The sequence below is a fragment of the Streptomyces sp. NPDC003943 genome (assembly GCF_053605265.1).
This window is the reverse complement of sequence record NZ_JBSGIW010000123.1, coordinates 1-17,682: the sequence shown is the minus strand read 5'-3', so window position 1 is coordinate 17,682 and position 17,682 is coordinate 1. Positions and strand designations below refer to the sequence as shown.

Annotated in this window: 18 protein-coding genes; 10 read left to right on the top strand and 8 right to left on the bottom strand. The window is 72.1% G+C overall.

The window, feature by feature from the left end:
- Nucleotides 1–728: 728 nt before the first annotated feature.
- The 3 genes from chvE (at nucleotide 729) to mmsB (ending at nucleotide 4,704) form a co-directional block, all read left to right on the top strand.
- The gene (chvE, locus tag ACWEV0_RS32985) at nucleotides 729–1,823 is read left to right on the top strand and encodes a multiple monosaccharide ABC transporter substrate-binding protein (protein ID WP_453153422.1); all 1,095 of its coding nucleotides are present in this window, start codon (nucleotides 729–731) and stop codon (nucleotides 1,821–1,823) included.
- Between the two features lie 94 nt (nucleotides 1,824–1,917).
- Nucleotides 1,918–3,465, top strand: a complete 1,548-nt coding sequence (mmsA, locus tag ACWEV0_RS32980) for a multiple monosaccharide ABC transporter ATP-binding protein (protein WP_453153421.1) — start codon at nucleotides 1,918–1,920, stop codon at nucleotides 3,463–3,465.
- Nucleotides 3,466–3,468: 3 nt separating this feature from the next.
- Complete coding sequence (gene mmsB / locus ACWEV0_RS32975) at nucleotides 3,469–4,704, top strand: multiple monosaccharide ABC transporter permease (protein ID WP_453153420.1); 1,236 nt, start codon at nucleotides 3,469–3,471, stop codon at nucleotides 4,702–4,704.
- Between the two features lie 19 nt (nucleotides 4,705–4,723).
- Here the strand turns inward: mmsB and ACWEV0_RS32970 are convergent, their stop codons facing one another.
- The 3 genes from ACWEV0_RS32970 to ACWEV0_RS32960 are packed head-to-tail and all read right to left on the bottom strand — an operon-like array spanning nucleotide 4,724 to nucleotide 8,226.
- On the bottom strand, nucleotides 4,724–5,296 hold the full coding sequence (locus ACWEV0_RS32970) for a dihydrofolate reductase family protein (protein WP_453153419.1): 573 nt from the start codon (nucleotides 5,294–5,296) through the stop codon (nucleotides 4,724–4,726).
- A 44-nt stretch (nucleotides 5,297–5,340) separates the two neighbouring features.
- Nucleotides 5,341–5,820: a (2Fe-2S)-binding protein gene (locus tag ACWEV0_RS32965; protein ID WP_453153418.1), complete on the bottom strand. Its 480-nt coding sequence runs from the start codon at nucleotides 5,818–5,820 to the stop codon at nucleotides 5,341–5,343.
- Nucleotides 5,821–5,871: 51 nt separating this feature from the next.
- Nucleotides 5,872–8,226, bottom strand: coding sequence for a molybdopterin cofactor-binding domain-containing protein (locus tag ACWEV0_RS32960; RefSeq protein ID WP_453153417.1), 2,355 nt, complete (start codon nucleotides 8,224–8,226; stop codon nucleotides 5,872–5,874).
- Between the two features lie 178 nt (nucleotides 8,227–8,404).
- On the opposite strand from ACWEV0_RS32960, the gene ACWEV0_RS32955 reads away from it, so the two are divergent.
- From ACWEV0_RS32955 to ACWEV0_RS32945, 3 genes are all read left to right on the top strand, one after another.
- Nucleotides 8,405–9,052 carry a class I SAM-dependent DNA methyltransferase gene (locus tag ACWEV0_RS32955; RefSeq protein ID WP_453153416.1) on the top strand — a complete coding sequence of 216 codons (648 nt, stop codon included), beginning with the start codon at nucleotides 8,405–8,407 and terminating at the stop codon, nucleotides 9,050–9,052.
- A 472-nt stretch (nucleotides 9,053–9,524) separates the two neighbouring features.
- The gene (locus ACWEV0_RS32950; protein ID WP_453153415.1) at nucleotides 9,525–10,292 is read left to right on the top strand and encodes a type 1 glutamine amidotransferase; all 768 of its coding nucleotides are present in this window, start codon (nucleotides 9,525–9,527) and stop codon (nucleotides 10,290–10,292) included.
- Nucleotides 10,293–10,365: 73 nt separating this feature from the next.
- Nucleotides 10,366–10,809 (top strand): OsmC family protein, encoded by a 444-nt coding sequence (locus ACWEV0_RS32945; RefSeq protein WP_453153414.1) that lies wholly within the window; start codon nucleotides 10,366–10,368, stop codon nucleotides 10,807–10,809.
- 215 nt (nucleotides 10,810–11,024) lie between these two features.
- Here the strand turns inward: ACWEV0_RS32945 and ACWEV0_RS32940 are convergent, their stop codons facing one another.
- On the bottom strand, nucleotides 11,025–11,720 hold the full coding sequence (locus tag ACWEV0_RS32940) for an RraA family protein (RefSeq protein WP_453153413.1): 696 nt from the start codon (nucleotides 11,718–11,720) through the stop codon (nucleotides 11,025–11,027).
- Nucleotides 11,721–11,910: 190 nt separating this feature from the next.
- On the opposite strand from ACWEV0_RS32940, the gene ACWEV0_RS32935 reads away from it, so the two are divergent.
- Complete coding sequence (locus ACWEV0_RS32935; RefSeq protein WP_453153412.1) at nucleotides 11,911–12,681, top strand: metallophosphoesterase; 771 nt, start codon at nucleotides 11,911–11,913, stop codon at nucleotides 12,679–12,681.
- Nucleotides 12,682–12,695: 14 nt separating this feature from the next.
- Here ACWEV0_RS32935 and ACWEV0_RS32930 read toward each other — a convergent pair whose 3' ends face one another.
- Nucleotides 12,696–14,147, bottom strand: coding sequence for a carboxylesterase/lipase family protein (locus ACWEV0_RS32930; protein WP_453153411.1), 1,452 nt, complete (start codon nucleotides 14,145–14,147; stop codon nucleotides 12,696–12,698).
- A gap of 160 nt (nucleotides 14,148–14,307) precedes the next feature.
- Between ACWEV0_RS32930 and ACWEV0_RS32925 the strand changes: the two genes are divergently transcribed.
- Nucleotides 14,308–14,676, top strand: a complete 369-nt coding sequence (locus ACWEV0_RS32925; RefSeq protein ID WP_453153410.1) for a hypothetical protein — start codon at nucleotides 14,308–14,310, stop codon at nucleotides 14,674–14,676.
- On the opposite strand, the gene ACWEV0_RS32920 is transcribed toward ACWEV0_RS32925, so the two are convergent.
- The 3 genes from ACWEV0_RS32920 to ACWEV0_RS32910 all read right to left on the bottom strand — a co-directional run bounded on the left by ACWEV0_RS32920 (nucleotide 14,658) and on the right by ACWEV0_RS32910 (nucleotide 16,298).
- Nucleotides 14,658–15,188 (bottom strand): GNAT family N-acetyltransferase, encoded by a 531-nt coding sequence (locus ACWEV0_RS32920; protein ID WP_453153409.1) that lies wholly within the window; start codon nucleotides 15,186–15,188, stop codon nucleotides 14,658–14,660. The genes ACWEV0_RS32925 and ACWEV0_RS32920 overlap by 19 nt on opposite strands.
- Nucleotides 15,189–15,240: 52 nt before the next feature.
- The gene (locus tag ACWEV0_RS32915) at nucleotides 15,241–15,747 is read right to left on the bottom strand and encodes a DinB family protein (RefSeq protein WP_453153408.1); all 507 of its coding nucleotides are present in this window, start codon (nucleotides 15,745–15,747) and stop codon (nucleotides 15,241–15,243) included.
- Between the two features lie 179 nt (nucleotides 15,748–15,926).
- Nucleotides 15,927–16,298, bottom strand: coding sequence for a cupin domain-containing protein (locus ACWEV0_RS32910; protein ID WP_453153407.1), 372 nt, complete (start codon nucleotides 16,296–16,298; stop codon nucleotides 15,927–15,929).
- A gap of 330 nt (nucleotides 16,299–16,628) precedes the next feature.
- Between ACWEV0_RS32910 and ACWEV0_RS32905 the strand changes: the two genes are divergently transcribed.
- Nucleotides 16,629–17,006, top strand: coding sequence for a VOC family protein (locus tag ACWEV0_RS32905; protein WP_453153406.1), 378 nt, complete (start codon nucleotides 16,629–16,631; stop codon nucleotides 17,004–17,006).
- Between the two features lie 188 nt (nucleotides 17,007–17,194).
- Entirely contained in the window at nucleotides 17,195–17,632 is a 438-nt protein-coding gene (locus ACWEV0_RS32900; protein WP_453153405.1) for an SPW repeat protein, read from the top strand.
- The last annotated feature ends 50 nt before the right edge of the window (nucleotides 17,633–17,682 follow it).

The following is a 17,682-nucleotide window of genomic DNA, read 5'->3' as shown; positions in this document are numbered from 1 at the left end:
GGCGCGGAGCCGGAGCCAAGGCCCGAGCCGGAACCCGGGCCAGAGCCTGAGTCCAGGCCCGAGCCGGAACCCGGGCCAGAGCCTGAGTCCAGGCCCGAACCTGAACCCAGGCCCGAACCTGAACCCAGGCCCGAGCACTAGCCGGAACCCGGGCCCGGGCCCGAACCCGCGCCCGAGCCGGAAACCCGGACCCGAACCCGGACCCGAGCCGGAGCCCGTACCCGAGCCATACCCGAGCCCGGCCTGGACCTGGGCCTGAGCCCGAGCCCGGGCCTGGGCCTGGGCCGGAGCCCTGGCCCGGGCCGGAGCCCGGCAGAGGGATCCCGCAGGGTCCCCCTCTGGACGCTCCCGCCCCGGCAGGCCCACAGCCGGACGGGCGTGCCGTCCGCGACCCCGGCCCCGGACACGTCCGGGCCCGAGGAATGTGAGCGCTAACAATTCCTGACCGGTGACAGTGCCCTCACCGACCGTCTTCGTCAAGACCTACGAGACCGGCCGCGGCCGGGAAGCACCGCCCCGGCCGGATTCCGAGGGTACCGCGATGCCGCGCAACCCCTTGACTCCGCGGATGTGAGCGTTAACACTCATGCTCACGCCAGGCCGGGACAGCGGTGTCCCGGACGTCTCACAGTCCCGAGGAACCACCTCCCGGCCGGCTCAGCCCGACCGCTCCCAGTCGCCCAGTCAGGGTCGCTCTGCGCCGGTCGCGGAACACCACTGGAGGAACTGTGCGGAAGTTTTCGGCGGGTCTTGTCGCCGCGGGCCTGGTGCTCTCGCTGGCGGCCTGCGGCCAGAGCGCCAACAGCGTCGGCGACGGCGCGGACAAGGGGGACGCCAAGGGCGGCCTCGTGGGCATCGCCATGCCCACCAAGTCGTCGGAGCGCTGGATCAACGACGGCGCCAACATGGTCAAGGAGTTCCAGGCCAAGGGCTACAAGACCGACCTGCAGTACGGCGACAACGTGGTGGAGAACCAGGTCTCCCAGGTGGAGAACATGATCACCAAGGGCGCCAAGCTGCTGGTGATCGCGGCCATCGACGGCTCCTCCCTCACCGACGTCCTGCAGAAGGCCGCCGACGCCCACATCCCGGTGATCTCCTACGACCGGCTGATCCGCGGCACGGGGAACGTCGACTACTACGCGACCTTCGACAACTACAAGGTCGGCGTCCTCCAGGGCAGCTACATCGTCGACAAGCTCGGGCTCAAGGCGGGCAAGGGCCCGTTCAACATCGAGATGTTCGCCGGCTCGCCGGACGACAACAACGCGACCTTCTTCTTCAACGGCGCGATGAGCGTCCTCAAGCCGTACATCGACCAGAAGAAGCTGGTCGTACGCAGCGGCCAGACCCAGTTCAACCAGATCGCCACGCTGCGCTGGGACGGCGGTCTCGCCCAGTCCCGGATGGACAACCTGCTGAGCAAGTCGTACACCACCGCCCGCGTCGACGCCGTGCTCTCGCCCTACGACGGCATCTCGATCGGCATCCTCTCCTCCCTGAAGGGCGTCGGCTACGGCGGTGCCAAGCCGCTGCCCGTCGTCACCGGCCAGGACGCCGAGCTGGCCTCGGTGAAGTCGATCATCGCCGGCGAGCAGACCCAGACCGTCTACAAGGACACCCGCCTGCTCGCCAAGGTCGCCGTCCAGATGGGCGACGCGCTGCTGACCGGCGGCAAGCCCGAGGTCAACGACACGAAGCAGTACGACAACGGCGTCAAGACCGTCCCGGCGCACCTGCTGCAGCCGGTCAGCGTCGACAAGGACAACTACCGGAAGGTCCTGGTCGACAGCGGCCAGTACACCGCGGACCAGCTCAAGTAGCCCGCGGGGCCCGGTCGCCGGGCCCCTGCCGAAACGGCGGTGCGGCGCCCCGAGATCAGGCCCGCACCGCCCCGAACGATACGGACGCACAACCATGGCTGGACCCGTTCTCGAAATGCGGTCGATCAGCAAGTCGTTCCCCGGCGTCAAGGCCCTCTCCGCCGTCAACCTGAGCGTCGCCGCAGGTGAGGTGCACGCCATCTGCGGCGAGAACGGCGCCGGCAAGTCCACCCTGATGAAGGTGCTCAGCGGCGTTTATCCGCACGGCAGCTACGAGGGCGAGATCCTCTTCGAGGGCGAGCCGTGCCGCTTCAGGGACATCCGGGCCAGCGAGCAGCGCGGCATCGTCATCATCCACCAGGAACTGGCGCTGGTGCCGTACCTGTCCATCGCCGAGAACGTCTTCCTGGGCAACGAGCACGCCACCCGGGGCGTCATCAGCTGGCACCGGACCCTCACCCACGCCGCCGAACTGCTGCGCCAGGTCGGCCTGGACGAGAGCCCGCACACCAGGGTCGCCGACCTCGGCGTGGGCAAGCAGCAGCTGGTCGAGATCGCCAAGGCGCTCGCCAAGAAGGTCAAGCTGCTCATCCTGGACGAGCCGACCGCCGCGCTCAACGACGAGGACAGCCGCAAGCTGCTCGACCTGATCCTGGAACTCAAGGCCCAGGGCATCTCCTGCATCGTCATCTCGCACAAGCTGAACGAGATCGCCCGGATCGCCGACGCCGTGACCATCCTGCGCGACGGGCAGACCATCGAGACTCTCGCGATCGGCTCCGAAGGCATCTCCGAGGACCGCATCATCCGTGGCATGGTCGGCCGCGACCTGGAGCACCGCTACCCCGAGCGCACCCCCGACCTCGGCGACGTCGCCTTCGAGATCGAGGACTGGAGCGTGCGGCACCCGATCGACCAGCAGCGCACGGTGGTGGACGGCGCCTCGCTGAACGTGCGGCGCGGCGAGATCGTCGGCATCGCCGGCCTGATGGGCGCCGGCCGCACCGAACTGGCGATGAGCGTCTTCGGCCGCTCGTACGGGCGCTGGGCCGCCGGCCGGGTGCGGCTGCACGGCCAGGTGGTCAGCACCCGGACGGTGCCCGAGGCGATCGGGCACGGCATCGCGTACGTCACCGAGGACCGCAAACAGCTCGGCCTCAACCTCATCGACGACATCAGCCGGAACATCTCGCTGAGCGCGCTCGGCAAGGTCGCCCGGTACGGCCGGGTCGACCGCCACGAGGAGACCCGGGTCGCCGAGTCCTTCCGGCGCACCATGAACATCAAGGCCCCGACGGTCTTCACCCGGACCGGCACCCTCAGCGGCGGCAACCAGCAGAAGGTCGTCCTGAGCAAGTGGATCTTCGCCGAGCCGGAGGTGCTGATCCTCGACGAGCCCACCCGCGGCATCGACATCGGCGCGAAGGCGGAGATCTACACCGTCATCGCCGAGCTCGCCGCCCAGGGCAAGGCAGTGCTCGTCATCTCGTCCGAACTCCCCGAACTCCTGGGCCTGTGCGACCGGATCTACACCATGGCCGAAGGCCGGATCACCGGCGAGGTGACCCGCGCCGACGCCACCCAGGAATCCCTCATGCGGCTCATGACCATGAGCGCCGCATCCAGCAACGAGCAGGTGTAAGGCATGGCCCAGACCGAGATCATCCCGGATTCGTCCCCGAAGGCACCGCAGGCCGGGCCGAGCCCGTCCGCCGGCTCCGTCCTGACCCGCGCGCTCCGCGGCAACGTGCGCCAGTACGGCATGCTGGTCGCCCTCGCGCTGATCGTGCTGCTGTTCCAGTTCTGGACGGACGGCATCCTGCTCCAGCCGCTCAACATCACCAACCTGATCCAGCAGAACGGCTACATCCTCATCCTGGCGATCGGGATGATGATCGTCATCATCGCCGGGCACATCGACCTCTCGGTCGGCTCCCTGGCCGCCTTCGTCGGGGCCGCCGCCGCGGTGATGATGGTCGAACACCACGTGTCGTGGCCCGTGGCGATGCTGGCCGCGCTGGTGATCGGCGCCCTCGCCGGGGCCTGGCAGGGCTTCTGGATCGCCTACCTGGGGATCCCTTCGTTCATCGTGACCCTGGCGGGCATGCTGCTGTTCCGCGGCGGCACGCAGATCCTGCTCCAGGGGCAGTCGGTGGCGCCGTTCCCCAAGGGCTTCCAGAGCATCAGCAGCGGCTTCCTCCCGGAGGTCGGCCCGCACACCGACTACCACAACCTCACCCTGTTGCTCGGCCTCGCGGTACTGGCGGTGGCGATCCTGCAGGAGCTGCGCGGGCGGCGGCAGACCGCCTCGTACGGCCTCGAGGTGCTCCCGCTCGGGCTGTTCCTGGCCAAGCTCGCCGTGATCACCGCGGCCGTGGTCGTCTTCACCCTGCTGCTGGCCAGCTACCACGGCGTGCCGGTCGTGCTGCTGATCCTCGGCGTGCTGCTCGTCGGCTTCGGCTACCTGATGCGCAACTCGGTCATCGGGCGGCACACCTACGCCATCGGCGGCAACGAGGCAGCGGCCAAGCTGTCCGGAGTGAAGAGCAAGCGCGTCGTCTTCCTCGCCTTCACCAACATGGGCGTCCTCGCGGCACTCGCCGGTCTGGTCTTCGCCGCCCGCCTCAACGCCGGCACGCCCCAGGCCGGCATCAACTTCGAACTGGAGGCCATCGCCGCCGCGTTCATCGGCGGCGCCTCGGCCAGCGGCGGCGTGGGCACCGTCCTCGGCGCCATCATCGGCGGACTCGTCCTCGGCGTGCTCAACAACGGCATGTCCCTGGTCGGTGTCGGCACCGACTACCAGCAGGTGATCAAGGGTCTGGTGCTGCTCGCGGCCGTCGGCTTCGACGTCTACAACAAGCGACGGGCCGGCTCCTGAGGCACCGGCCGCCACCGCGTCAGAGCGGCCCCAGGCGCTGGTAGCGCAGCAGCACCACTCCGTTGCCGAAGGCCCGCGTCCGTTCGAGCCGCAGGTCGGCGTCGGTGTCGGTGGGCGGGAAGAGGCGGGTGCCGCGGCCGACGAGGACCGGGTGGACGTACACGTGGTAGGTGTCGATGAGGTCCAGTTCCCGGAAGGCGGCGGCGAGCGACGCGCCGCCGACGGTGAGGTCGCCGTCGGCGGCCGCCGCCAGGGCGCGGACCTCGTCGGCGTCCACCCTGGGGACGACGGTGGTGTTCCAGTCGGCCCGCTCCAGCGTCGTGGAGTAGACCCACTTCGGCTTGGACAGCCAGATCCCGGCGAACTCCCGCATCGCGGGGGTGGCTGCCGGGTCGCGGTCGGCGGTGGGCCAGAAGTCCGCCATCAGCTGGTGGGTGCGGCGGCCGCTGAGGAACCCGCCCATGGCGGCGAGTTCCTCGTTGAGGTGCCGGTGCAGCTCCTCGTCGACGCGGTGCCAGCTGATGTCGTGGCCGGGCCCTTCGATGTAACCGTCGAGGGAGATCCCGATGAACTGGACGATCTTTCCGGACATCGACCGCACTCCTTCGTCGTCTTCGGCGCCGCGCCCGGCCGGCGTCACGGCATGCGGCGGGCGCCCTCCTTGATGGCCTCGCGAATACGGTTATAGGTGCCGCAGCGGCAGATGTTGCGGATCTGGTCGAGATCGGCCTCGTCGACCTCCCGCCCGGCCTCGCGGGCCCGCTTCACGGCCGCGACGGCGGCCATGATCTGGCCCGGCTGGCAGTAGCCGCACTGGGCGACGTCGATGTCGAGCCAGGCTTCCTGCATCGGGTGCAGGTCCTTGCCGACGGTGCCGGGCAGGCCCTCGATGGTGGTGACCTCGTCGGTCGGCCCGATGTCCTTCACCGGGACGCAGCACGGGTTGAACGCCCTGCCGTTGAGGTGGCTCGTACACGCCTGGCAGACGCCCAGGCCGCAGCCGTACTTCGGGCCGGTGACGCCGAGGACGTCCCGGAGCACCCAGAGCAGCCGGACGTCGTCCTCGACCTCGGCGGTGACGGCCTTGCCGTTGAGGATGAAGGTGTGCTGGGGCACGAAGGCTCCTGAATTCCTGGTCGGGAAGAGGTCTGGAGTACTACTTGAGTACTAGAGGACGCGGTCGCGGCCGTCGGTCGGTGACGCGGGGACCGGCGGGACGGTGGGCAGCGGGGTGAAGCCGAGCGGCTCGCCGTGGTTGACCGGGAAGGTGGTCGGCATGGTGCCGGTGGCCCGGCCGTACGCACAGGCCACGGCGGCCATGGAGGCGGCGACGGCCAGTTCGCCGGCGCCGCCCGGCTTGCCGGTGGTCGGCGGCATGACGACGATCTCCAGCTCGGGCGGGGTGTTCCACTGCCGGGTGTAGAAGTAGTTGTCCCAGCTGCCCTCCAGGAAGTGCCCGTCCTGCAGGTGCAGGCCGGAGGTGAGGGTGAGGGCGATGCCGTCGATGATGCCGCCCATCATCTGGGCCTCCAGACCGCGGGTGTTGACGGCGAGGCCGACGTCGACCGCGCAGACGACCTTGGTGACGCGCGGCCCGGTGTAGGCGTCGCGGATCTTCCGGCCGGTGGTCTCCGGGCGGCAGTCGATCTCGGCGAGGACGGCGACGAAGCCGTGGTACTCGGGGTGGACCGCGATGCCCTGCGCCGTGCCCGGCACCATCTGCCGCCCCCAGCGGCCGAGTTCGGCGACCTTGTCGAGCACGGCCCGGGCCCGCTCGTCCCTGAGGAAGCGGCGCCGGAACGCGAGCGCGTCCTCGCACATCCGCCTGGCGAGCTCGTCGGCGACGAGTTCCTGGGCGCAGCGCACGTTGGGCGAGTAGATGTTGCGCATGGAGCCGGTGTTGAAGCCGTGGTCGACCTCGCTGAGAAGCTGCGTGGTCACCCCGAAGTGGTACGGGCTCGACTGGGTGAGCTGGAACATCGTCTCGGAGAACGTCAGGTCGGCGACCGGGAGCTGCGCCGCCTCCGAGGTGATGATCTCGCCGATGCCGTGGCCGAAGTCGGTGGCGACGGAGGTGTGGCGCAGCTCGTACGTGAGGACCTCGCCGAGCGCGTACGTGGCCCGCACCCGGGAGGTGGCCATCGGGTGCGTCCGGCCCTGGCGGAAGTCGTCGGTGCGGTGCCACATGAGGCGCACGGGCTTGCCCATGGCCTTCGAGATCTCGGCGGCCTCGCCGGCGGCGTCGTGGAACAGCTTGCGGCCGAACGAGCCGCCGCCCTCGGTGACATGGACCTTCACGGCGGTCACCGGCAGCCCGAGCTGGAGGGCGATCTTCTCCTGGGCGACGATCGGCGACTTGAGGCTGGCCCAGATCTCGGCGGAGTCGGGGCGGACGTCGGCGATGGCGCTGTTGGTCTCCAGGGCGCTGTTGCTGGCGAAGTGGAAGGTGAAGCGGGCGTCGACGGACTTGGTGAGCAGGTCCAGCGGCGGGACGACGAGAGGCAGTTCTGCCTTGCGGAGCTCGGCGAGCACGGTGGCGTCGGAGGCGCCCTCGACGGTGCCCGGTCCCCAGGTGACCTTGAGGGCGCGGACGGCGTCGATGCACTGGCCGAAGGTGCGGCCGCGGACGGCGACGCCGGTGGAGACGGCGACGACGTCGGTGATGCCGGGCATGGCCCGGACCTCGGCCGGGTTGTCGACCGAGCGGACGGTGCCGTTGATCGTGGGCGGGCGGCAGACCATGGTGGGCAGGGCGCCGGGGACCTGGACGTCCATGGCGAACTTCTTCCGCCCGGTGACGGCCTCCAGTGCGTCGACGCGGCGCTGCGCGGTGCCGATGACGCGGAACTGGGCGGGGTCCTTGAGGGTGACGGAGACCTGCGTGTCGGCGAGCGCGGCGGCCTTCACGGCGAGCTCGCCGTAGCTCAGCCGGACGCCGCCGGCGGAGGTGACGATCCCGGCCTTGGCGGTCAGCGTCTCGACGGCCTCGCCGAGTTCGAGCGCGGCGGCGCGCAGCAGCCGGCCGCGGGCCACGGCGGCGGCGACCCGGACCGGGGTGAAGGTGGAGATGGTGGTGTTGGAGCCGCCGGTGAGCTGGTTGAAGAGCAGCTCGGGACGGGCGTCGGCGAGCGTCACCTTGATCCGGTCGATCGGCAGGTCCAGCTCCTCGGCGATGAGCATCGCGGTGGAGGTGGTGATGCCCTGTCCGACCTCGGCGCGGGGCAGCGCGAAGTGGGCGGTGCCGTCCGGGTCGACGCGGATGGTGATGAGGTTCGCCGTGGGCAGCGCGGCATGGGTGAGCATGTCGTTGAGGTCGTAGATGTCGGCGGGCCCCGGCAGCGACGGCACCACCCCGGGCACGAGCGCCTCCGCCCGCGCGGGCGCGAGCACCTCCTCCCCGAGCTGCGCGGCGACCGTGAGGGTCGGCGCCGCCAGCACGTACCCGAGGAATCGCCGCCGCCCGATGCCGCGCGGCGGCGCGTCTTCCGGATCGTGCTGTGCGGCGCGGTCCTGCGCTTCCATGGGCGCTGCCCTTTCGACGAGGGGTGAGCCGATGAGGTTACTCGGCAGTTGTGACGAGTGGATCATCACCCGTCCGGCGGACCGGCAGGACGGGAACGGCTCACTTTTCACCTCAGCTCCGCAAACAGGCGGGGCGCGGGGGCGGCGCTGTCAGCGGGCCGGGCTACCCTCCCCCGTCATGACCGAGTCCACGCGCGTCGCCGCCACCCGCACCTCCTACGACACCGTCGCCGCCTCCTACCAGCGGCTGCTCGCCGACGACTTGGCGACCACACCGCTCGACCGGGCCATGCTCGTCGCCTTCGCCGAGGAGGTACGGGGAGCGGGGGGCGGGCTCGTCGGGGATCTCGGCTGCGGGACGGGGCGGGTGACGGACTTCCTGCGGGGGCTCGGGGTCGACGCGTTCGGGGTGGACCTGTCCCCCGGGATGATCCGGGTGGCCCGGGAGTCGTATCCCGGGCTGCGCTTCGAGGTCGGTTCGATGACCGGCCTGGACCTGGCGGACGGCTCGCTCGCCGGGGCGCTGTCCTGGTACTCGACCGTTCACATGGCGCCGGATGAACTCGCCGTGGTCCTCGCCGAGTTCCACCGGGTGCTCGCGCCGGGCGCGCCGCTGCTCCTGGCGTTCAAGGTCGGTGACGAGCGGGTGCGTCTGGAGCAGGCGTACGGCCACGAGGTCGACCTGGAGGTCTACCGGTACCCGGTCGGGCGCGTCGAGGCGCTGCTCGGTGAAGCCGGCTTCGCCGTGACCGCGCGCCTCGTCCGCGAACCCGCCCCGGAGCAGCGCACGCCGCAGGGCTTCCTCCACGCCCGCAGGGGCGAGTGACCCCAGGCGCCACGGGCCCGGGCGACCGCGCGGTCGCCGCAGCCGCGCAGCGTGGCCCGGGACAGCCGGGTCCGCGGGCCGCCGCCCGTGATCAGCGCGTTGACGGACGCCATCGGGTCGCCGCCGGCCGACCGGGCGAGCAGCGCACCGACCACGACCGGAAGCAGCGCCACGGCGAGGGCCGAGCCGGTGGCGGTGGCGGTGGCGGTGACCTGGTGGAGGGGGCGGGTGCGCGGGGAGGCGTCGGTGGTCATGACGCCATTCCAGCGCCGGGGCCGGTACCGGGACATGGGAGCCGGTACTCAGTTCCCGCGCTCCGGGTACTCAGCCCGCGGCACGTACCCGGCCTGGTCGGGCCGGGGGGATCCCCATGTTCGTCGCCATCCGCGCAGTCAAGCATGGCGATCAGGCCCGCGGAGACGTTTCTTCGGCGCCCCTCGAAGGCAACAGACATCGTGGAGGTGGGGCGACTGTGACGAAGGTACTGGTGGTGCAGCACGAGGACGGTGCCGGGCCCGGCCTGGTCGGTGAGCGGCTGCGGGCGGCCGGGCTCGACGCCCGGGTCCATCACCCGTGGCGCGGCGAGGAGTTGCCGGTCTCGCTCGACGGCTGGGCGGGGCTGATCGTCCTGGGCGGCTCGGTCAACTGCGAGGACGACTCCACCGCGCCGTGGCTGCCCCGCGTCAGGGCGCTGATACGGGAGGCGGTCGAGGCCCGCGTACCCGTCCTCGGCGTCTGCCTCGGCGGCCAGCTCCTGGCCCATGTGCTCGGCGGCTCCGTGGCCGCACGCGCCGAGGGCCCCGAGCTCGGCCCCGTACCGCTGCGGCGGCTGCCCTCGGCCGCCGGCGACCCGCTGTTCGGCGCGCTGCCCGAGGGCGCCCTCGCGGCCCAGTGGCACTGGGACGAGATCGACCGGCTGCCGCCCGGGGCGGTGCCGCTGTTGACCGGCGACGACTGCCGCCACCAGGCGTTCCGGGTCGGCGCGTGCGCGTGGGGCGTGCAGTTCCATCCGGAGGCGCTGACCGGCACGATCGCCGGGTGGGCCGCGGCGGACGCGCCCCGGGTGCGGGCCGACGGCCGCGATCCGGACGGCGTGGTCGTGTCCGTACGGGAGGCGGAGCCGCGGCTGCGGGCGGTGTGGGGCACGGTGGCGGACGCGTGGGCGGACGTGGTCCGGGAGGAGGAGCGGGTTCGCGTGTCCTCGCGCGTGCCCGTGGCGGGTGCGGCCGCCGGGGAGTGATGGGATGTGGGGTACGGGCACGCGCGCGCGCCCGCGTCCGAACCATGTACGCCCCTGAGGAGAACCCGCCGCCATGGCCGACGAGTACCGGATCGAGACCGTCCGCACCGGCTACCGCACCTGGACCGCCCGCAACGACCGCGGCGCCGAGGTGCGGATCGCCGCCGCCGACGACGCGGACGCGCAGCCGTCGTTCACGCCGGTAGAGCTGCTGCTCGCGGCGATGGGCGGCTGCGGCGGCCTGGTCATCGACCGTACGGCGCGGGCCGTCGACCACGACGACCTGCGGATCGTGGTGGAGGGTGTCGCCGGCCCCGAGGACGACGGCCGGATCGGGCGGATCAGGGTGAGTTACGAGTTCGAGCTGCCCGACAACAACCCGCGGGCGCCGCAGGTCTTCGCCCGCGGGGTGCGGCTCACCCACGAGAAGTACTGCACGGTCAGCCGCACCGTCGAGCACGGCGCGGAGGTCGAGGCGGTGCTGCCCGACGGCACGATCGGCTTCCGCGCCGGCTGAGCGGGCGGGGACGGATCCCGCGCCCGGCGGGACCCGGCGCCCGGCGGGGCCCGACCCCCGTCTACCGGGACCCGACGCCTCCACGGCGCTCGCCCGGCGGGACCCGGCTCCCGCCCCGCGCCCGTCGGCTGACGGCCCGCTCGCGGCCGGTCTCCGAGGGCTGCTCGACGATCGCACCGCCGTCCGGCGCCGCCGGGGTGACACCTGGCCCGGGCTCACTCCTCGATCGCACCGCCGATCCGCCGCAGATGCCGGCGGAAGGTGTACGAGGGGTCCTCGGCCCGCCGCTCCAGGTACTCGGCGAACCGGGTCTGGTCGCGCAGCGTCTCCCCCGCCCGGATCCGCCGGGCCTGGTTCCGCTCGGTGCGGAAGATCTCCTCGGCGGTGTCGAGCACCGCCTCGGCGCGACCGGCCGCCACGAACAGGACCCCGTCGTCGTCGGCGAACGCCACGTCGTCGGCGCCGACCGTGTGCTCGCCGAACCGGGCGGTGCGCAGCGCCTCGGGCCCGCGCGGGTCGAGCCGGACGGGGCCGGGGGCGTGGGCCCCGTACGAGAAGACCGGCAGCCCGATCTCCACCAGGTCGGGCGTGTCCCGGTGCAACCCCCAGACGACGACGCCGGCGATCCCGGCCGCCTCGGCCTCCAGGACGGCGAGGTCGCCGATGCACGCCTCGTCCCGGCGGCCCGCGTTGTCGATGACGAGCACGTCGCCGGGTGCGGCCCGGGTCGCGAAGGCCTCCAGGAAGACGTCGACGCTGCCGTAGTGCCGTACGGGCAGGGCGCGTCCGGCCACCCGGCGCCCGGGCACCACGGGCACGACGCCCGCGGGCGCGGCCCGCAGCGGTTCGCCGAGCCGTACGCAGGCGTCGGCGACCAGCGGGGTGGAGAGTTCGGCGAACCGCTTGAGCATGGCTGTTCCCTTCGGCGGGTCCCTGCCGCGCGGCGGGACGCTCCGGATGCTAGCCGTGGCGGAGCGTCAGGAAAGGGCCAATCCGGGGTGGTTGGCCCGCGCGGGGCGCGCCGGGAGCGCGATACGTTCCGCTGCGGAACGCGGCGTGAACAGCGCCTCGGCCGGGGACCGACCGTGAAGGGACACCACCGTGATCGTGATCGCGCACCTCAGTGACACCCACATCGACGACGCCTCACCGCGCAGCAAGGAGCGGACGGAGGCCACGATGGCGTACCTGGACTCACTCGCGTACGACCTGGACGCGGTGATCGTCACCGGCGACCTCGCCGACCACGGAGAGGAGTCGGAGTACGCCTGGCTGCGCGACCACGTCCTCACCTCCCGGCACCCGGTGCTCACCTGTCCCGGCAACCACGACCGCCGCGACGCCTTCCGCCGGGTCCTCCTCGGTGCCGAACCGCCGGCCCCGGACGCGCCGGTGAACCAGGTGCTGCGCGGCGACGGCTTCGTGCTCGCGCTGTGCGACTCCTCGGTGCCGGGCAAGGACGAGGGCTACCTGGAGGAGGAGACGCTGGCCTGGCTGGACGAGGAGCTGTCCCGCACGCCCGTGGGCACCCCGGTGCTCGTGGGCTTCCACCACCCGCCGACCGCCCTCGGCATCCCGTTCGTCGACAGCATCCGCCAGTTCGGCGAGCACCGGCTCGCCGAACTGGCCCGTCGCCACCCCTCCCTCAGCGCCTTCCTCTGCGGCCACACCCACTCCGCCACGGCCACCTCCTTCGCGGGCCGCCCGGTCCTGGTGGCTCCCGGCGTGGTGTCGATGAGCAAGCTGCCCTGGGAGCAGACCGGCCCGGCGGACTACGTGTTCCGGGACGAGCTGGCGCCGTCGCTGGCCTTCCATCTGCTGACGGAGGACGGCCGCCTGACGACGCACTACCGGAGCGTGCCGCTCGGCTGAGGCGGAACAGGGACTCAGTCGAGCCAGATCGCCCGCAGGCCGCCGAACGGGTCCTCCGCCGTGCGCGGAGTCGCGTCCCAGATCCTCGTCACCCGTGCGGCTGCCGTGTACGGGGGCCAGTCCGCGCCCGGATCCCCGTGCGTGACGAAGGCGACCCAGGCGCCGTGCAGTGTGTCGGCGAGCGCCTTGGGCGGGGTGGGACCCGCCGCGGCCTCGACGCCCTCGGCGGCGAGCAGGTCGAAGGCGAAGGGCAGGTCCAGGCAGTGGTACGCCTGGCCGTTGACGGGCGAGGCCCACTCGAACTGGTAGAGCCAGGTGGGCCGGGAGCGCGCGGCGCGGGCGTCGGCGACGGCGAGGGCCGGGGCGCGGAAGGTGACGTCCGTGAGGGCCTGGCCGAAGAGGCCGGACGGGGCGGTGTCCGCGTACGTCTCGGCGAAGGTGGCGGCGCGGTCAGCGGTGAGGCCGAGGCCGCCGAGCAGGACCGGCAGCGGCGGGCCGTCGGCGCCGGGGCCGGGGATCATGTTGAACTCGTGCGCGGTGAAGCCCAGCATCAGCGGCACGTCGGCACCGGCGTCGCCCCGGGTGAGCGCGTCCAGGACGGGCTCGGGGATCAGCTCGCCGTCGGCGAGGGGCACGAGCGAGAGCATCGGCGGCAGGCCCTCGCGGTCCGGGCCGGGCTCGCCGAGCCGGTCCTGGAGGTCGAGGAGTTCGTCGTCGCTCAGGTCCTGGAGCGCGGCGGCCGTGGCGGGCAGGCCGGTCCTGGCGGTGAAGAGACGGGACACGGCCCGGGCGACCTCCGGCCCGTCCGGCCCCGTCACGGCGCCGGAGACGGACAGGGCGGCACGGAAGAGGCCGCGGGCCGACGGCACGGCGAGCAGGGTCTGGACGGCGCCGCCGCCCGCCGACTGCCCGGCGATCGTCACCTTCGCCGGGTCGCCGCCGAAGCGGGCGATGTTGTCGCGGACCCACTCCAGGGCGGCGACCCAGTCCCGTACGCCGCGGTTGTCGGGTGCGTCGTCCAGGTGCAGGAAGCCTTCGATGCCGAGCCGGTAGCCCAGCGAGACGAGCACGACGCCGTCGCGGTTGAAGGCGGCGCCGTCGTACCAGGGGCTGGCGGCCGAGCCCGCCAGGTAACCGCCGCCGTGGATCCACACGAGCACCGGAAGCCCGGCCGCCGGGTCGGCCGCGGGGGTGAAGACGTTGAGGTTGAGCACGCCTTCGCCCGGGATGGACGGCTCGGGGATGGTGGTGACCTCGGCGAAGGGGCGGCGCTGGGCGGTCGGCCCGTACGCGGTGGCGTCCAGCGGCTCGGTCCACGGCTCCGGCGGCACGGGGGCCGCGAAGCGGAGCGGGCCGACGGGCGGCTGCGCGTACGGGATGCCGAGGAAGCGGCAGCTTCCGTCGGCCCGGCGCTCGCCGCGGACCGGGCCGCGGGTGGTGGCGACGAGGGGGTTCTCGGTGGTCATGGACGTGCCTTCCTGGGCCTGACCGGGTGCGGTGGCGGCTGCTGCTCACCCCATGGTGACACGAGTAAGTTGCAGGTGTCACGCATCCGCCGCCCCCGTACCACCGTCTCCTCCGGTGGGTTCGGCCCGCGCTCGGCCGGGGAAGGGAGGCGGTGTGAACGTGAGTCCCGACGCCGTGCTCGGCGTCCTGGTGGTGGTGGCCGGCGCCGTCCTCATGGCGGCGGGCGCCCGCTGGAAGGGCCGCGCGGTGCGTCCGCTCGCCCCGCGCCGCGCCCGGGCGCTGGCCTGGCAGGCGTACGTACGGGCCCTGAGCCGCTCCGCCGAGCTCGCCGTCACCGCCGCCCGGGGCAGGGCGGGCCGCGGCGAACCAGCGATCGTGACCGTCGAGGACGTGGTACGGCTCGCGCACCAGCGCTTCGGTTACGAGGAGGTCGCCCGCGAGCACGCGGCGGCGGCGCTGCGGCACGCGTACGAGCGCGCGGGGTGCGCCGCCGACACGGTGACGGACGCCTACACGGCGATCCAGTAGCGCCGCTTCACCCCGGCCTCGGTCTCGCGGACGTCCTCCAGGACTCCGCCGTTGCGCTCGATCGTGGCGGCCGACGCGAGGTTGGTGTCGTCACAGGTGAGCAGGGCGCGGCCGAGGCCGAGGGCGCGGGCCTCGGGCAGGACGGCGGCGAGGGCCCAGGTGGCGAGGCCGCGGCGGCGGGCGGAGGGGCGCACGCTGTAGCCGATGTGGCCGCCGGCCCGGAGCAGGAAGTCGTTGAGTTCGTGGCGCAGGTCGATGGCGCCGAGGTACGTGTCGTCCTCCACGATCCACCAATGGGTGGCGTGCACCCGGCCCTCGGGCACGGGCTTGCCGTGGTCGGACTGCGCCCGGAGCTGGGCAACCCAGTCGGCGAAGGCCGAGGGGTCGGCGAGGTCGAAGTCCGGCGCGAGCCACAGGCCGGCGCCGTCCTGGTGCGCGCCGGGGCCCCACTCGGCGCGGGCCTCGAGCCAGGAGGCGTGCAGTCGGACGGTGGGAGTGATCAGTTCAGGCATGCGGGCGACGATAACAACGGCGTCCGGCCGCCCCGTTACCCCGTCTCCTCGGCTACTCGCCCGTGCTTCCGTCGATCCGCTCTCGAAGCAGGTCGGCGTGGCCGTTGTGGCGCGCGTACTCCTCGATCATGTGGGCGAGGACGCAGCGCAGCGAGAAGACCTCCTCGCCGAGGCTGCCCGTGACGTCGAGGGAGGGGGCGGCCGCGACGATCGCACGGGCGCGGGCGATCTCGTCGCGCCAGATGGTGAACGCCTCGGCGACGTCGGCGCCGGCCACGTCGAAGTCGGCCCAGTCGGTGGAGCCGGGCGGGGTCCAGGGGCTGCGGCTGCGCTCCCCGTTGATCACGTTGCGGAACCAGCCGCGCTCGACCTCCGCCGCGTGCCGGACGAGACCGAGGAGCGAGAGCCCGGAGGGGCTGACCGCCCGTTCGCGCAGCTGCTCGTCCGTCAGGCCGGCGCACTTCACGACGAGGGTGTCGCGCTGGAAGTCCAGCACGGCGGTGAGGGTGGTGCGTTCGTCGGCGGTGCGGGGCGGCTGGACGCGGCGATCTCGGCTCATGCCGGGATCGTGACAGCCCGGCCGGGACGGCTGCCACGGCATTTTCGCCTGTCGGACGTCGGGGTCGATCCGGTCGTCGAGGCGGCGCCGGCGCGCACGCCGGGCGGGCGTTCACCGAGCCGACGCCCCTCAGGAGCCGAACGCCCTCAGAGCCGGACGACTTCAGGAGCCGAACGCCTTCAGGAGCCGGACGACTTCGCGTAGTCGACGAAGCCGACCCAGTCCAGGGCCACGCAGCGCTCGTCGCCGACCACCCAGGCGTCGTGCCCCGGCTGGATCTCGTAGAACTCGCCGGGCACCAGGTCGGCGGACTCGCCGTCGTCCATGACCACCGTCATCCGGCCGCTGACCACGTATCCGACGTGGTGGGCCTGGCAACTGTCCGTGCCGGCGATGGGCTTGACGTGCTCGGACCACTTCCAGCCCGGCTCGAACACTGCCCGGCCCACCGCGCCGCTGTCGGTGGTCAGCAGGTCCAGCTTGCCCTTGCCGCCCTCGAACGGGCGGACCTCGTCTGCGGAGTCGAAGCTCCTGGAAACGATTCCGGTCATTATTCGTCCGCCTCCCGGCGGTGGAACGTGTGACCCCCGAGTCCACTTCCAGGCTACGCCGCGGGGCGGTCGCCGCACGCGGCGCGCGGGTCCGGCCGGTGTGGCTCGTAAACGTCGTTGCCCGGGAAGATCCGCCGGGTTTAGCGTGACGGTATGACTGCCGGGTCGGCCATGGGCCGTGATCGAGAGAGGCGCCCGGCCGTGGCGTGAGCGCCGCCGGACGGTGGGCGCGGGGTCCGCCGCGGTCGTCCGCCCCGTACCGCGCGCGCACGGCGCACGCACGTACGGGAGAAGGACGCAACCAGCGCTCACCCTGCGAAAGGACTCCCTGTGGCCGTCGAGCTCAACCACACCGTCGTACACGCCCATGACAGGCGGGCCTCCGCCGAATTCCTGGCCGAGGTGCTCGGCCTGGAGGTCGGTGCCCCGTTCGGGCCGTTCCTGCCGATCGACACCGGCAACGGCGTCACTCTCGACTACTACGAGACGGACGCCGACTTCACCCCCACCCACTACGCCTTCCTCGTCCCCGAGGAGGAGTTCGACACGATGATCGCCCGACTGGAGCGGAAGGGCGTCACGTACTACGCGGACCCGCACCACGGCCGGCCCGGCGAGGTCAACGGGCTGTTCGGCGGCCGGGGCGCCTATTTCCTCGATCCGTCCGGGCACAACATGGAGATCATGACCGTGCCGTACGGTCGCTGATTTCCTGACTTTTTGTTGAAGGCGCGGCACCCATTTGGCGGGTCCGGGCATATCCTGCGGCGGTTTTCTGTGCGGATCCCTTATCGGGCACATCTACACATAAAGGCCAGATAAGCGCACAATGAAACCGCGGCGTCGATGCCGCGAACGCGGTCAGATGTGCAAGACGCCAGAAGGAGGCGAGTCACATGGCCGACGTCTCTCACCGTCCTGGTGACATCAGGGGACACCCGGACGCCGGAGAAATGCGGGAACGCTATGCCCGCGTGCTCCAGACCCGGGGTGTGGCGGCCGTCGAGGAGCTTGTGATCCTTGCCGGAATCTACGCCGCGGTCTCCGCTTGGACGGTCCACTTCGCCGCCGCGAAGCCGGAACTCGCCATCAGCAACCTGATCGTCGGCATCGCGCTCGCGGGCCTCGGTCTCGCCATGTCGATGGCTCCGGAGCGGTCGCAGGACCTCAACTTCGTGGTGCTGCTGCTCGGTGCGTGGCTGATCGCCTCCCCGTGGGTGGTCTCCCGGTTCCCCAGTACCGGCGCGATCGTCAGCAATGTCATCACCGGTGCCTGCGTCTGCCTCTTCGCCCTCGTGGCGGGCGGGCTCCTCATGACCAAGAGAAGGACGTAACTGCCTGATCCTCTCGCGCGAACGGCGTCGACTCCTCGGCACGAGGAGTC

Excerpts from the sequence above, each read along its gene's own strand:
- mmsB (WP_453153420.1), top strand. The coding sequence starts at position 3,469 with ATGGCCCAGACCGAGATCATCCCGGATTCGTCCCCGAAGGCACCGCAG.
- ACWEV0_RS32960 (WP_453153417.1), bottom strand. The coding sequence starts at position 8,226 with ATGGAAGCGCAGGACCGCGCCGCACAGCACGATCCGGAAGACGCGCCG.
- mmsA (WP_453153421.1), top strand. The coding sequence starts at position 1,918 with ATGGCTGGACCCGTTCTCGAAATGCGGTCGATCAGCAAGTCGTTCCCC.
- ACWEV0_RS32910 (WP_453153407.1), bottom strand. The coding sequence starts at position 16,298 with ATGACCGGAATCGTTTCCAGGAGCTTCGACTCCGCAGACGAGGTCCGC.
- ACWEV0_RS32900 (WP_453153405.1), top strand. The coding sequence starts at position 17,195 with ATGGCCGACGTCTCTCACCGTCCTGGTGACATCAGGGGACACCCGGAC.
- ACWEV0_RS32915 (WP_453153408.1), bottom strand. The coding sequence starts at position 15,747 with ATGAGCCGAGATCGCCGCGTCCAGCCGCCCCGCACCGCCGACGAACGC.
- ACWEV0_RS32920 (WP_453153409.1), bottom strand. The coding sequence starts at position 15,188 with ATGCCTGAACTGATCACTCCCACCGTCCGACTGCACGCCTCCTGGCTC.
- ACWEV0_RS32940 (WP_453153413.1), bottom strand. The coding sequence starts at position 11,720 with ATGCTCAAGCGGTTCGCCGAACTCTCCACCCCGCTGGTCGCCGACGCC.
- ACWEV0_RS32930 (WP_453153411.1), bottom strand. The coding sequence starts at position 14,147 with ATGACCACCGAGAACCCCCTCGTCGCCACCACCCGCGGCCCGGTCCGC.
- ACWEV0_RS32955 (WP_453153416.1), top strand. The coding sequence starts at position 8,405 with ATGACCGAGTCCACGCGCGTCGCCGCCACCCGCACCTCCTACGACACC.
- ACWEV0_RS32970 (WP_453153419.1), bottom strand. The coding sequence starts at position 5,296 with ATGTCCGGAAAGATCGTCCAGTTCATCGGGATCTCCCTCGACGGTTAC.
- ACWEV0_RS32945 (WP_453153414.1), top strand. The coding sequence starts at position 10,366 with ATGGCCGACGAGTACCGGATCGAGACCGTCCGCACCGGCTACCGCACC.